Below are 13,549 nucleotides of genomic sequence, written 5' to 3'. Positions count from 1 at the left end.
AGGGAATATCATGGCTTGGCACCCTGAGCACAAGAAAAATTCTAAAAATAGAATCCTTACTAGTGCGGCTAATCTCTTTAGCCAGCATGGATACGATAAAGTGGCTATTGACGATGTTATGGGTGCAGCTCAACTCACCCGTGGAGCTTTTTACAGTCACTTTAAATCGAAATCAGAGTTATATAGCAAAGCCCTCATTCATGCCGCAAAGTTAAGGGCTAACCAAGTCAATGATAGCTATGACGCTGAAGACATTCGCCAGTTTTACTTAGCAGATGAACACGTCAATGCTGAACATGCTGGGTGCCCATTAGCGTTTTTAGTGAGTGATATCAGCCACCGAGATGAGCAAGTCAGGGCAACTTACACTGCAGTGCTGAATAATATCCTCACTAAACTCGAAAATACTGGTCTGACGCGCACAGCCGCTATTCATCAAGCGCTTATGATGATCGCTACCGTCGCTGTCTCTCGTGCAATAACCGATGAGTCACTTAAAGAAGAGCTATTAACTGTTGGACGTCAAAGTCCTCAACACGAGTAAGATACATAGACTGTATAAGCGTGAGATTACGCCTTGCATTATGCTGCAGGCAATAAAAAAACCCCGACCAATACTGATCAGGGTTTCTTAAATCGTGGTGCTTAGATGCGGACAAAATTGTCTGGAGCAATTTTGGGCAATGGCAATTGCCCGCAAAGCGGTGAAATACATGGATGTATTTTACCATCGAACCACCCGAGCTAATAAGCGTGAGATTACGCCTTGCATTATGCTACAGGCAATAAAAAACCCTGACCATTACTGATCAGGGTTTCTTAAATCGTGGTGCCCAGAGGCGGAATCGAACCACCGACACGAGGATTTTCAATCCTCTGCTCTACCGACTGAGCTATCTGGGCAAAAGTTTTTTCATAAAAATGGCGCCCATTGAGCGCCACCTTTAATAATGGTGCCCAGAGGCGGAATCGAACCACCGACACGAGGATTTTCAATCCTCTGCTCTACCGACTGAGCTATCTGGGCAAATGAATGGTGCCTGCTGCCGGAGTCGAACTGGCGACCTACTGATTACAAGTCAGTTGCTCTACCAACTGAGCTAAGCAGGCACACAAAACTGTGTGCAAAAGCACGTGCTTCTGAATTGTCAAAAACACCTTTAATAATGGTGCCCAGAGGCGGAATCGAACCACCGACACGAGGATTTTCAATCCTCTGCTCTACCGACTGAGCTATCTGGGCGTGCGGCGTATTAAACGGTTTTTAGGGTATCAAGTCAACCATTTTTTAAAATAAACAAACCGTTTGCACAGTTTTCATGCAAACCGAGATTTATTGGCGAAAATCCCGGCTAAGTTGCTACTTTTCAGGTGGTCTGTAACCTTCAATTTCTACATCTTTACCTTCAAACAAAAAGCCAACCATTTGCTCTTCTAAATAGGTACGATGCTCCGGATCCATCATATTTAGATGCTTTTCGTTAATTAACATGGTCTGCTTCTTTTGCCACTCATCCCATGCTTGTTGAGAAATATTGTTGAAGATCTTCTCGCCTACTTCACCAGGGTAAAGTTGAAAAGCAAGTCCCGGAGCTTCTTTTTGCAGCTTCTGACAAAATACCGTACGTGCCATGTTTATCCTCATTTACGATTATCTAATACATATTGCTCTGTAGTGTAACCTAATGCTTAAACACTCGCACCTGCAAGGTGCTGCTTTAGCTGTTTCAATAATTTCTTTGTCGGTGCTGCTAGCCCCACCTCAGGTTGCTGCGCTAGTGAATAAGTTAGTACTGCGCGCTCTGCAAGCTGTTGTATGGGTTTGTGCAAATGCACAACAACAGGCTCTATAGTTAACTGAAAGTGTGAAAATACATGGGTAAATGGCTCTAACCTATGTTCTTTACCGCTAATACCATTGATTGCCATAAACTCTTTAACCCCATCCTGGTTCGCAAACTCGATAAAGCAATGTAGCCCTCCCCAAATGCCTTGATCGGGGCGCTTTTCCATGTAGGTGTGCCCTTCATAAACGGGAATAAACATTACGCAATGCTTCTTCGGCACTTGCTTTTTGGGTTTTGAATGTGGGAACTCGTTTACTTTGTCATTGATTCGCGCCTGGCACTTATCATTGAGTGGGCAGGGCTGACAGTCATATTTACTACGTGAGCACAGGCTTGCTCCCAAGTCCATCATCGCCTGATTAAACTGAGTGACACCGTGCTTTGGTGTTAATTGCTCGCTTAGATGCCAAAGTTGGTTTTCCACTTTTTTGACACCATACCAGCCCTCAATCATAAAAAACCGCGCTAATACCCGCTTTACATTGCCATCGAGAATCGCATGATGCTCGCCGCGCGATAGGCTTAAGATAGCACCTGCAGTAGAGCGCCCTATCCCAGGCAGAGCCATTACTTCTTCCAAGGTGTGCGGAAACTGACCCTGATACTGCTCACAGATCAACTGTGCAGTTTTATGTAGATTACGTGCTCGAGCGTAATACCCTAAACCTGTCCAATAATGGAGAACCTCATCTTGCGGCGCTTCAGCCAACGCCTCAATAGTCTCAAAACGCGCCATAAAACGGTTAAAGTAAGGGATCACCGTAGCAACTTGCGTTTGCTGCAGCATAATCTCTGATACCCAAACTTTATAGGGTGTTTTTTCTAGCTGCCAAGGCAGCGTCTTGCGACCATGTTTGTCGTACCAATCGAGTACTTGAGTGGCAAACCAATCACGCGTGCTTTTACTTATTTCCACTACTTTTATAACGCCCCTGTACATATTTGCGCTCAGTCTATAATTGTGCAGGTAAATATCAATACCCTTTACTTGTACTTCCTCTTACAACTGGGGATAATACGCACCCATTTTTACAGAGACAGCCAAGACCATGAGTGAATCTACGCAACAAGCATTGGAGCAAGCACAGCGCGAAGGAAAGTATATCCGTAAGGTACGCAGCTTCGTAAAACGCGAGGGCCGACTGACCAAAGGTCAAGCAGCGGCACTAGAGAAATGCTGGCCGACGATGGGGCTTGAGCATCAAAATGGCTTACTTGATTTCAGCCAAGTGTTTGGCAATGACAATGATGTTGTTCTTGAGATCGGTTTTGGCATGGGTAAATCGCTTGTAGAAATGGCTAAAAACGCACCAGAGCAAAACTTTATCGGCATCGAAGTTCACCGCCCTGGAGTAGGTGCTTGCCTGATGGACGCTGATGCCGAAGGTGTTACTAATTTGCGCGTTTTTGAACACGATGCGGTGGAAGTGTTAGCGGACTGTATAAGCGATGAAAGCCTAGCTAAAGTGCAATTGTTCTTCCCCGATCCATGGCATAAAAAACGTCACCACAAACGTCGCATTGTGCAACCTGAATTTGTCGAAAACCTGCGCAGCAAACTAAAAATTGGCGGGGTCTTTCATATGGCAACAGATTGGCAAAACTATGCTGAACACATGCTCGAAGTAATGCAAGGCAATAGCCATTTTAGCAACCAATCAAGCACGAATGACTATGTACCACGTCCAGATTTTCGCCCACTCACTAAGTTTGAGCAACGTGGCCATCGTCTTGGCCATGGTGTTTGGGACTTAATGTTTGAGCGCGTGAAATAATATGGTACTGAGCAACCCGTCGCAGATCCTACTGCGCAGCCCTGAGCTGTTAGTCGCGCAAACCATTTTAGTGGTCAATTTTAACTGTGATGGGTTTGCAAGCGAACTGCGTGAGCTGAACCCAACAGCTGATATTCATTTATTCTCTTATAACCAAGCGAATGGCGACTTTGCACAACGCCAAGCCCAGCAACATCAGGCCCAAACTCTGGTGTCTCATGAGCTTCCTAAACACCGCTTCGACTTAGTAATTTACTATTATCCTAAGGCCAAAGCCGAAGCTTTAATGACCTTAGATAATATTCGTGCTTGTATTAATGATGATGCGCAGTTACTGGTGGTGGGGGAGAAAAAAGGCGGCGTAAAATCCATTGATAAACAGCTTAAAGGCCTCGCTCATGGCCATAAGGTTGACTCTGCCAAACATTGTCAATTATACCAATACAGCGATATTACCCCGCTGCCCGAGTTCGATATCAGCCGCTACGAAAAGCGCTTTTGTCTTACTCGCAGCATAGCTGGTGAACAAGTGAGCTGTGATATAGTCAGCCTACCGGGTGTATTCAACCATGGTCAACTAGATGATGGTACGGCGTTGTTACTGGATAACTTACCTGATTTAACTAACACCCAATCCTTACTTGATTTTGGTTGCGGCGCCGGAGTTATTATCAGCTTTTGCTTGAAGCGCTTTGCCCACATTAAAGGCATTGCCTTGGATGTAAACGCCTTAGCCGCATATGCCAGTGAGCAAACCCTGCGCGCCAATGACCTGCACGGCAACATTGTGCTCAGCGATGGCCTAACCAACATCAACGAGCGCTTTGACATCATCGTCAGTAACCCGCCCTTTCATACCGGGCTAAAGACCGATTATGATATCACCGCTCGCTTTTTTGCCAGCGCGAAAGCACACCTGAATAAAGGCGGTGCGCTTACTCTAGTCGCTAATAGCTTTTTAGCCTACCCAGAGCAACTACAGCAACAATTTAACACTCACCAAACAATTGCTAAAACGAAGCGTTTTGCGGTGTATCAAAACCAATAGCATAATTACGCCGTGGCAGTTGTCTTAGATGGCTTACACGGCGCTGCCAATCCCCGTTGACCGATGTTTCTTGAGCATTATAGAAATACAAATATAGTCGCCCACCTTTTATTAGGTAGATAGCATTTTGGCTAAATTCCCTCATTAGCTTCTTGCCATAGCTGCGAGGTGCTCGCACTAAGGCGCTGCGCTCGCGATAGGTCATCTCTTGGTTACCGCCAAAACCCCAGTGCAGGTCAAAGCCTGCGAGCCGTTTAGCCAAGCGCTGCGTATGTAAGCGATTTTGTCTTTGTCCAAGGCGCAGCCCCTGCGGATTCCAAGCGGTTATAATAAACCCAGACGCGATATAACTGGGTTTTTGAGCAAACCAGAAGTAAGGATTTTCATAGGCCGCTAAGGTATCCTTATCTATGCTGACAAAAGTGCTTTTATTTATGCATTTTTCTGATTTTAACATTCGACTATTCAATGATTTGCTAAACTAGTTTAATGTTGTAACACAGCTATTAGTGAACCGCGCACACTCATGAGTATTCAAGGCTCAACAACTAGTATAAGAAAGGCATTGATCTACGCGGTCATGTCTGTTGCGTCATTGTCGCTCATTTTGTCTATTACTATTTCTACCTACATTGACATTCAAGAGCAGCGAGAACAGCTGGAAGAGCGCGTAGAAACCTTTGCCGAGCTCACCGCTTTTAACGCTCAAGTGACGGTTCTTTTTGACGACAGCAAAACCGAAGAGCAGCGCCTACAAGCCTTTCAGGCTGTAGAGGCAATAAAAAACATTCATATTTATCGTATAGATGAATTCAATGACGCAGTTGAGTTTTTTGCCAGTTATAACGCTCCCCGCACGCCACCAGTGCCAGTAAAAACCAAACGTCTCGAGAGTATCGGTAAGGGAGAAGTCGAAGATGGCCATTTAGAAATCATTAAGGCCATCACCAACCAAGACAACACCATAGGTTATGTGTATGTTCGAGCCAGTTTAGAGAGTATTGAGAATTACCTGCACCGCAAAATAATTATCGATATTATGTTGAGCGTAGCGGTGCTGGTTGTTGCCTATGTTATAGCGCGTATTTTCCAGCGCCATATCGGTAATCCTATTGATACATTGAGCCAGTTACTGCAAGACGTTGCCAAAAACCGTAACTACACCGTTCGCGCCCCGAGCAGTAATATAGCAGAACTCAATCAGCTGGCGCTAAGTGTCAACACCATGCTGCGGCGCACAGAAAAGCAAATCGAGCGCAATGAGACAGATAAAAAAGAAATAGAAGCCCTAAACCAGAGCCTTGAGGAAAAAGTGAACCTGCGCACCGACGCCCTGCGCGACGCTAACCAAGAGCTACTCAGTACGCTAGAGCGGATGCACCAATATCAGAATCAAATTGTTGAGAATGAAAAGATGGCGTCACTAGGGCAAATGGTTGCGGGTGTCGCTCACGAGGTCAATACCCCTTTGGGATTGGGGATAACTGCATCAACATTAATGCGTGACAAGCTCGGTGATATTCGCCATTCATTTGAAGAAAAAACACTCACCTCGCAACAACTAGGGCGCTTCTTGGTAGATGGTGAAGAAAATCTGTCGTTGATTTATCGCAACCTTAACCGCGCAGCCGAGCTTATCGCCAGCTTTAAAAAAGTCGCTGTGACCCAAGATAGTGAGAGCATCACCGACGTTAATTTAAGCGCGCTCATTGGCGAAGTCATGATTAGTATGCGTGCCGACCTTGATGACATTAGCCCGCAGATAAACGTGCACTGCCCCGAGGATTTACATATCCAATCAAAGTCTGGGCCTATCCAACAGATATTGCAGCAGCTTATCAGTAACTCTCTTATCCACGCCTTCAAAGATCACCCTGATCCACGTATAGATATTGATGTACAAACCGACTCCGGACAGCTGCAGATTGACTACCGAGATAATGGTAGCGGCATCAGCGAAACATTAAAGCCCAGGGTCTTTGATCCTTTTGTGACCACGAAGCGAGGCTCTGGCGGCAGTGGTTTAGGCTTACACCTAGTCTACAACCTCGTAACTCAAGCACTTGGCGGCAAGGTGCTGCTTGCTCCAGAGCATAAACAAGGCAGTCACTTCATAGTTCAGATCCCATTAAGTGGGGTGCAGTAGTATGCGTGTAGTCTGTTTAGCCGCCTTGATGTGCAGCCTATCTGCGCAAGCAGGAACGCCCGATCAAGTACGCTCGGCGCTGCTTTTTCAAATAGCCAAGTTTATCGACTTTACTCATGTTCAGTCTGATTCGGTGCGCTATTGTTTTACTAACTTAAGCAAAGGACCTGGTGCATTTCTTGCGCAACAACAGAACTTATTGATACGTGGACAACCAATTGCCATAACCGAACTCAGTAAAAGTTCACAAAATGATGAACTTTCTCGGCAATGTGACATCACATACTTTGATGGAAAAATAGAGAATGATATACTGTCGCCTTGGATCAAAACTCGGCCTTTAACAACATTCACCGTTGGCAGTAATTTCGAGTTCCTTGAGCAAGGCGGTGTGGCTGCCTTAATTCAGGAAGGTAAGAAGATTCGACTGTATATCAACAGGGAGCAGCTCGAGCAAGTAAGCTTTAAAGTACAAGCCAGGCTGATGACAGTATCTAAGTTTTATCCAAATTGATTTTACTTGTTAACATTTAGATATACTCCTATAATCGCAAGTATTCGCGGAATTCTCGTTTTTCCGGTTTTTCTGTAAATAAAATATTCCGAAAAGGTTAATTAACAATGCAAACGCCAGTCATTCTGATCGTAGAGGATGAAGACGTAACCCGCCTGAACCTCGTTAGCTTATTTGAAGCGGAAGGCTACACTGTAGTTGAAGCCATTGATGGTGATGATATGCATGATAAGCTCACCACCAATGATGAAATTAACCTGGTTGTTATGGATATCAACTTACCAGGTAAAAATGGCTTGATCCTCGCCCGTGAATTGCGTCAAAAACGCAATGTTGGTTTGATTTTCTTGACCGGCCGTGACAACGATGTCGATCGTATTTTAGGTCTTGAAATTGGTGCGGACGATTACATCACTAAGCCGTTTAACCCACGCGAATTAACCATTCGTGCCCGCAACCTTATTTCTCGCACAGCAGCCAGCAAAGATGACCCTGCACTTGAGTCTGATGGTGTGCTTAACTTTAACGGTTGGGAATTAGACGAAAACAGCCGTTGTTTAACGTCTCCTGCGGGTGAATCTAAGCGCTTACCTAAAGGTGAGTATCGTGCATTACGTCTAATGTTAGACTCACCAGGTCGTATCTTTAGCCGCGAGCAGCTGATTAAACATATGACTGGCCGTGAGCTTCGTGCTAACGACCGTACTGTTGATGTGACTATTCGTCGTATCCGTAAACACTTTGAAAGCGACGCCAGCACGCCTGAGCTGATCAGCACCATCCATGGTGAAGGTTATCGCTTTATCGGAAAAATCGACAGCAACTCGTAATTACTGAGCTAACTGAGATAAGAATGACTGAAGGGCCTTGAGCCCTTCTTTTATTTGCCCATCTAACTGCGTTAACCATTGCTGGCGCTGTCCTTGTTCAACCTGCTGACAATTATTCTCCATTTCCTTGGCCTGCAACTGCACCGCTTTGAGCCCCACTGAGCCTGCGGCCCCTTTCAATTTGTGGGCGACCGATTTGTATTCATCCACATCACTGACAAGGTTATCTTGCATTTGCTGCTGATACCCAGGTGCCAACTTTGCAAACAAGTCAACGCTGCGGGCAAAGGCTTTCGCCCCCATAGAGTCCAAGAATTCAGAGATAATCTCTCTATCTAGGTGTATCTCATCCACATCCAGTGCTTGCGGCGATACAGCATCGACTAGTTGTTTGGCTGCTGCCTGCTGTGCACAGTCTTTTCCAATACCAAAGAGCGTCGCTAGCATCTTATCGAGTTTGTTGGTATTAATCGGCTTGGCGAGTGAGCCTTGCACTTTAATGCCCCGCAGCTCTTCCTCAGCACTGCGCACGTTTGCGGTTAACACCACAATAGGTAGATTATCGAAGTGCTCATCGGTGCGGATTTCACGAGCCACCACATCGCCATTAATATCGGGCAATTGCATATCGAGTAACACTAAATCGAGATCATCCTCTGTTTGCACAAAAGACAGTGCATCCTCACCGGTTTCAGCCCAAATGACCTCGTGCCCCCGTTGTTCAAGCAAGTTGGTAGCAATTTCAGCATTCAAAGGAACATCTTCGACCAGAAGAATATTTAGGCTGGCACAATCATATGTTTCTAATTGCGGAGCTTGCGTCAGCTTAAGAGGAATATGTACTTTAAAGCTACTTCCTTCACCCGCCATAGAGCTGACTTGAATATCCCCACCCATTGCTTTAACTAGGGCTTTAGTAACCGCAAGGCCGATCCCCGAACCTATGGCATTGGCGCCGCTGGCATCCGGCGCTTTGTAATACATATCGAAAATATGCCGTAGTTGCTCTTGTGGAATACCTATGCCTGTATCTGTAACACTTAACTCAAGCCACACTTGTTTGCCAGTGTCGTGTCGACGACAGCCCAAGGTCACCCCGCCGTGTTTGGTAAACTTCACCGCGTTGTTGATGAGGTTCCAGAGCACTTGACGCAAACGCGTTGGGTCTATTTCGGCGTAAACGTCCAAGTCGCCTTCACGGGATACATCGAAAGACAGTGACTTTTGCTCGGCTATTAGAGAGCCAAAATTCACCACATCATTTATAAAATCTGTAACACCGACCGGTTCGGTGACAATATCAAGTTGCTCTCTGTCAATCTTGTCTAAATCGATAATGTCGTTAAAGATGTTGCCTAAGGTTTCAGCGCTTGAGAAGACCGTATTGCACCAACTGCGTTGTTGTTTCGTTAATTCAGTATCAAGCAGCATACGAGTGAGGCCAACAATACCATTCAAAGGGGTGCGCAACTCATGAGACAAAGTAGCAATGAATTTACCTTTGTCTTTGTAAGCAGTCTCGAGCGCCTGTTCAGCTTCCTTACGGCTCGTGATATCACGGCCGAAAGCAAGTAGACCAATATATTCGCCGTCGTCATTAATAAAGGGTAGCTTGCGCATTTCAAACCAATGGGGTTCTCCATCCACAGGGTACTGAACGTCTAGCGTTATGGGTTCATGCGTCGTTTCTACTTGATGGTCGGTGCGTAACACCTCAGGTAGCAACTGCGGTGGGTAAATATCTTCAGCAGTTTTGCCAATTAAGTCGCCTGAACTGCGGTTCATCACCTTTTCAAACATTTTGTTGCAGCCGGCAAATACTCCCTGTTGGTCGCGGTAATAGAATAAGTCAGGGGACGAGTCGACAATTGAGCGCAATAGCATGCCTTGTTGAGCTAGCTCTAGCTGCGTTTTCTTGCGCTCCGCTATCTCACGACGCAACTCTTCAATAGCCCGATGCTTAGCGTTGAGCGCCATTTTACGCTCATCAATCTCAGTATTGAGTAGACGAATATTATCTTTCAGTGACTGGTTTAATAGCTTTTCTTGCTTCGTGGCGGTTTCCAAAAACTTTTGCGAGTCTTGCAGCTGTGCCACTGATTGCAACACCACCATAATCACCACAGGTGCGGTAATGGCCGTGAAGAACACCACTGCGAGTACATCCAGTAGGGTCACTTCACCGGTGGCAACGTAGTAATACATTGAGCCAAGGATCAGGGCCGCGACGATAAACACACCATAGACAATAGCGGCTGCGTACCAGATCCCAAATCGGGCAAGGAGATTAGTTAATACACGAACCCAAGGGCTCAGGGAAGAGTCAAACATAAAAACAGGGGTTTTGCTACAAACCCCTTTATTGTAATCAACTTAGAGTGCCTTTGGCAGTATCTGCGTTGAGATTCTTGCAAACGAGCATACGCCGATGCGTTTGCCGCCTTTTGCGAGTACGCCTTTTCGCATGTTCGTGGCGCCACTGGCTTTTAAGGTTAACTCAAAGCGCTGTGAATCAATATCCGTGCTACCACTGGCAGTTGCAGCTCCGGTGTTGCACTGCATTTGTCCGAGCTTATGGTAATTAGAGCGGCTAAATGGCGTGGACGAATTCACTAATGGTCCGGCGGTTGTGGTATTGATGGCTTGCTTCCATGGCGCTAATTCAACGTTAATCATGTCATTACGCAGCATGATTTTGTCTTCATGAGTCAAGAAGTAACTGTCAAAAGGGCCAAACTGCATTGCTGTAGCCATAGAGTCATTGCTTTGACGTAAGTCACCAAGCCATAGCCCACCCTCGCCAAATACTTGCATCTGCATGTACTCGCCGTCATCACTTTCACTGCTGATGCGGGCATAACTGTCACTATCGAGACCAAAAATTAAATTACTGCTGTTATCAATACCGGTTTTAATTAGACGCGGCTGATTACCATACTTGGCTACTTTAGTATCCAAGGTGCCCCAGTTAAACAAACCTAGCACGCCCGATTGCATATAGCTTAGTTCACGGCTGTTTACCACTGAGATACAGTCCACTCCCAAGCGACAAGCTTCAAAACCATTGCTGTAAACCGTGGGTCGCCCAGTCAACACCTGCACGCCATCACCAGAGAGTACAGTGGCGTTGTTTTTACCACCGACCAAGGCATGTACTGCATCACCCTGCGCGGCGACCATTAATTGCCCTTTTGCCACCATATCCTGTATTTTTGTTAGCAACTCACTGGGCTGGTTAGCATTTTTATAAAACGCATGATATAGCAATAGCGGGCTTGAATCGGCTATAAACACCGCGTCAGATTTACGCAGAAGGTTATATAGCTTCTCTGGGTCGCGACACAGTTTTTGCTGTTTTTGATAAAGATCAGGGTATAGCACATCACGGCGGAAGCTCGCTAACTTCGACACCTGATAATCAGCCAAGCTATCGCACAACTTGGTATCTTGAGCACTCATTACCGTTTGCATAGCCCCATCGATTGCGAGCCAATGCGCTTCAAAGCCAAGCTGCTCAAATAAGGACTGATAATAATCAACATCGCGATAAGGGTCGCGACTGCCACCGGTGATAAAGGCAACACGCGGTTTGCGTTTGGCATCGGCAATCTTTTGCGCATCACTAAGCAGCTGCGCAAACGCTTCTTTGGTTACCCAATTACGCGTGCCCTGAACATCAACTTCGCCTTGACGACGACGCTTACCATTCGCTTGTTTTTGCTCGAGTAAATCAAAAAAGTTACGCTGTTCGAAATCAAATAAATTAAACCAAAATTCACGTGCTGATATATCGCTACCAGTAAGGGTGAAATCACTGCGGCGCAAATAACGTTCGAATTCACGTTGGCCGAATGCTTCATCATTAAAATGCTTTTTCGCCGCATTTAATAACTCGACTGCCTGGGCGCGAATATCGGGCTGCTCGGTCCAGGCCATATCGGCAATACGGCCTAGGCCTTCTTCTGTAATTTGATAAATTGGCTGTTGTTTATAAGTATCCTTACTTAAGCTTTCGCGGGATTCAGAATTACAATATCTCAGCCTTTCGCTGGAGCACACCTGCAGGTCGTCAGCAAACAACATCAGCTGAGGCTTGGCGAACGCAGCAACACTACAGCTACTTAACATCGCCACAGTGGCGGCTTTTTTTAGAATTGATTTCATCGGACTGGTCATTATTGTTATTTTGCAAGTTATGGGTGTAAATAGCGCGTCTTAACAGCAACACACAATGTTAACAATTACTGGACAATAAAGGAAGCATGTTGTCGCCACTTAGCTGCCAGCATTGCTTTACATATCTCTTCTTTGGCTTTTTATCCTGCAACTTTGAGCCGCTCCACATTTGCGCATTTTCAGGTAGAATGTCGCCTTTTCGTTGCTTTAATAATGAGGAAGGCTATGCCACATCCAATGCCAGATATCGCCAACACCAGCGCGTCTTCAGTACATCATACGCTTGATTGGGTGGGTATGAGCGCCATTGAAATACCTTTAAAAATTGCGACTAAGGGCATGGCTGCAACCGTTATTAATGCCAAAGCACAAGCCTTTGTGAACTTAATTGACACCCATGCCAAGGGCATTCACATGTCGCGCTTATTTTTGGCACTGGACCAACTTTCTAATGAGCCCAGCGTGACTCCTGCGCAACTCAAAACAACCCTTGATGCGTTTATCAGCTCCCATGACGATATTAGCGATAGAGCGCGACTCAGCCTCAGTTTTGAGCTTCCATTGCGCCGCAGTGCGTTACTAAGCGATAACAGCGGCTGGAAATTCTACCCCATCACCTTAGACATGCAGTTAAATCAAGGACAGCTGCGTGTTGAAGCCGGTGTTGAAGTAACCTACTCGTCTACTTGCCCCTGTTCAGCAGCCCTTGCAAGGCAATTGATTCAAGAAAACTTTAAACGTGACTTTGACGCCGAGAACCTGAACTTTGAACAAGTGCTAAAGTGGCTGGGCACAACAGAGGGGATCAGCGCCACCCCCCATTCTCAACGCTCCGTCGCACAAACCAAGGTGTTATTGGATGCGCAGCTTGGCGAATTTGACTTCGTCGCCATCATCGATGAAATTGAGCAAACACTAAAAACCCCCGTGCAAACCGCCGTGAAACGAGAAGACGAGCAAGAGTTTGCACGATTAAATGGCGCCAATTTGATGTTTTGTGAAGATGCCGCTCGTAAGGTGAAAGCAGCGTTAGATGAGCGGGCAGACGTGCTCGATTTTTGGGTTCGCATTAACCACTATGAATCGCTTCACGCCCATGACGCCGTAGCTATCACGACCAAAGGCCTGCCCCAGGGTTATCAACCCTAACCAATTCAATTTTAGGCACGCTTATTGCTTTAATGTAAGCGTGTCAAAAATTCGTTTTGGAGTA

General features: G+C 46.0%; 12 protein-coding genes and 4 tRNA genes. 7 read left to right on the top strand and 9 right to left on the bottom strand.

Features of this window, described 5'->3' with window-relative positions:
- Positions 1 to 10 precede the first annotated feature (10 nt).
- The gene (locus MHM89_RS13185; RefSeq protein WP_045978544.1) at positions 11 to 544 is read left to right on the top strand and encodes a TetR/AcrR family transcriptional regulator; all 534 of its coding nucleotides are present in this window, start codon (positions 11 to 13) and stop codon (positions 542 to 544) included.
- Positions 545 to 827: 283 nt separating this feature from the next.
- On the opposite strand, the gene MHM89_RS13180 is transcribed toward MHM89_RS13185, so the two are convergent.
- The 6 genes from MHM89_RS13180 to mutY form a co-directional block, all read right to left on the bottom strand.
- Positions 828 to 903 (bottom strand) — tRNA-Phe (locus MHM89_RS13180).
- A gap of 48 nt (positions 904 to 951) precedes the next feature.
- Positions 952 to 1,027 (bottom strand) — tRNA-Phe (locus MHM89_RS13175).
- 7 nt (positions 1,028 to 1,034) lie between these two features.
- A tRNA-Thr gene (locus tag MHM89_RS13170) sits at positions 1,035 to 1,110 on the bottom strand.
- A 57-nt stretch (positions 1,111 to 1,167) separates the two neighbouring features.
- A tRNA-Phe gene (locus MHM89_RS13165) sits at positions 1,168 to 1,243 on the bottom strand.
- A 117-nt stretch (positions 1,244 to 1,360) separates the two neighbouring features.
- A complete protein-coding gene (locus MHM89_RS13160; RefSeq protein ID WP_022944130.1) occupies positions 1,361 to 1,633 on the bottom strand; it encodes an oxidative damage protection protein in 273 nt (90 codons plus the stop codon).
- A 56-nt stretch (positions 1,634 to 1,689) separates the two neighbouring features.
- Positions 1,690 to 2,787: an A/G-specific adenine glycosylase gene (mutY, locus tag MHM89_RS13155; protein WP_239409008.1), complete on the bottom strand. Its 1,098-nt coding sequence runs from the start codon at positions 2,785 to 2,787 to the stop codon at positions 1,690 to 1,692.
- A gap of 109 nt (positions 2,788 to 2,896) precedes the next feature.
- On the opposite strand from mutY, the gene trmB reads away from it, so the two are divergent.
- Together trmB and MHM89_RS13145 are read left to right on the top strand one after the other, a co-directional pair.
- Entirely contained in the window at positions 2,897 to 3,622 is a 726-nt protein-coding gene (gene trmB, locus MHM89_RS13150; RefSeq protein WP_022944132.1) for a tRNA (guanosine(46)-N7)-methyltransferase TrmB, read from the top strand.
- 1 nt (position 3,623) lies between these two features.
- Positions 3,624 to 4,670: a methyltransferase gene (locus tag MHM89_RS13145; protein ID WP_239409007.1), complete on the top strand. Its 1,047-nt coding sequence runs from the start codon at positions 3,624 to 3,626 to the stop codon at positions 4,668 to 4,670.
- Here MHM89_RS13145 and MHM89_RS13140 read toward each other — a convergent pair.
- Positions 4,633 to 5,127 (bottom strand): DUF3293 domain-containing protein, encoded by a 495-nt coding sequence (locus tag MHM89_RS13140; protein WP_239409006.1) that lies wholly within the window; start codon positions 5,125 to 5,127, stop codon positions 4,633 to 4,635. The two genes, MHM89_RS13145 and MHM89_RS13140, sit on opposite strands and share 38 nt — an antisense overlap.
- Before the next feature lie 69 nt (positions 5,128 to 5,196).
- Here MHM89_RS13140 and MHM89_RS13135 point away from each other — a divergent pair, with 69 nt between their 5' ends.
- The 3 genes from MHM89_RS13135 (at position 5,197) to arcA (ending at position 8,160) form a co-directional block, all read left to right on the top strand.
- Positions 5,197 to 6,816 (top strand): ATP-binding protein, encoded by a 1,620-nt coding sequence (locus MHM89_RS13135; RefSeq protein ID WP_239409005.1) that lies wholly within the window; start codon positions 5,197 to 5,199, stop codon positions 6,814 to 6,816.
- A gap of 1 nt (position 6,817) precedes the next feature.
- Entirely contained in the window at positions 6,818 to 7,330 is a 513-nt protein-coding gene (locus MHM89_RS13130) for a YfiR family protein (RefSeq protein WP_026110996.1), read from the top strand.
- Positions 7,331 to 7,437: 107 nt separating this feature from the next.
- Positions 7,438 to 8,160 carry a two-component system response regulator ArcA gene (gene arcA / locus MHM89_RS13125; protein WP_022944137.1) on the top strand — a complete coding sequence of 241 codons (723 nt, stop codon included), beginning with the start codon at positions 7,438 to 7,440 and terminating at the stop codon, positions 8,158 to 8,160.
- On the opposite strand, the gene arcB is transcribed toward arcA, so the two are convergent.
- The gene (gene arcB / locus MHM89_RS13120; protein WP_239409004.1) at positions 8,161 to 10,491 is read right to left on the bottom strand and encodes an aerobic respiration two-component sensor histidine kinase ArcB; all 2,331 of its coding nucleotides are present in this window, start codon (positions 10,489 to 10,491) and stop codon (positions 8,161 to 8,163) included.
- Between the two features lie 42 nt (positions 10,492 to 10,533).
- Complete coding sequence (locus MHM89_RS13115) at positions 10,534 to 12,324, bottom strand: hypothetical protein (RefSeq protein ID WP_138507774.1); 1,791 nt, start codon at positions 12,322 to 12,324, stop codon at positions 10,534 to 10,536.
- A gap of 237 nt (positions 12,325 to 12,561) precedes the next feature.
- Between MHM89_RS13115 and folE2 the strand changes: the two genes are divergently transcribed.
- Complete coding sequence (folE2, locus tag MHM89_RS13110; protein WP_151172349.1) at positions 12,562 to 13,485, top strand: GTP cyclohydrolase FolE2; 924 nt, start codon at positions 12,562 to 12,564, stop codon at positions 13,483 to 13,485.
- Positions 13,486 to 13,549: the final 64 nt, after the last annotated feature.

The organism is Pseudoalteromonas sp. CNC9-20, assembly GCF_022347875.1.
In the GTDB taxonomy this organism is placed as follows: domain Bacteria; phylum Pseudomonadota; class Gammaproteobacteria; order Enterobacterales; family Alteromonadaceae; genus Pseudoalteromonas; species Pseudoalteromonas ruthenica.
This window is presented reverse-complemented; position numbering and strand designations above follow the sequence as displayed.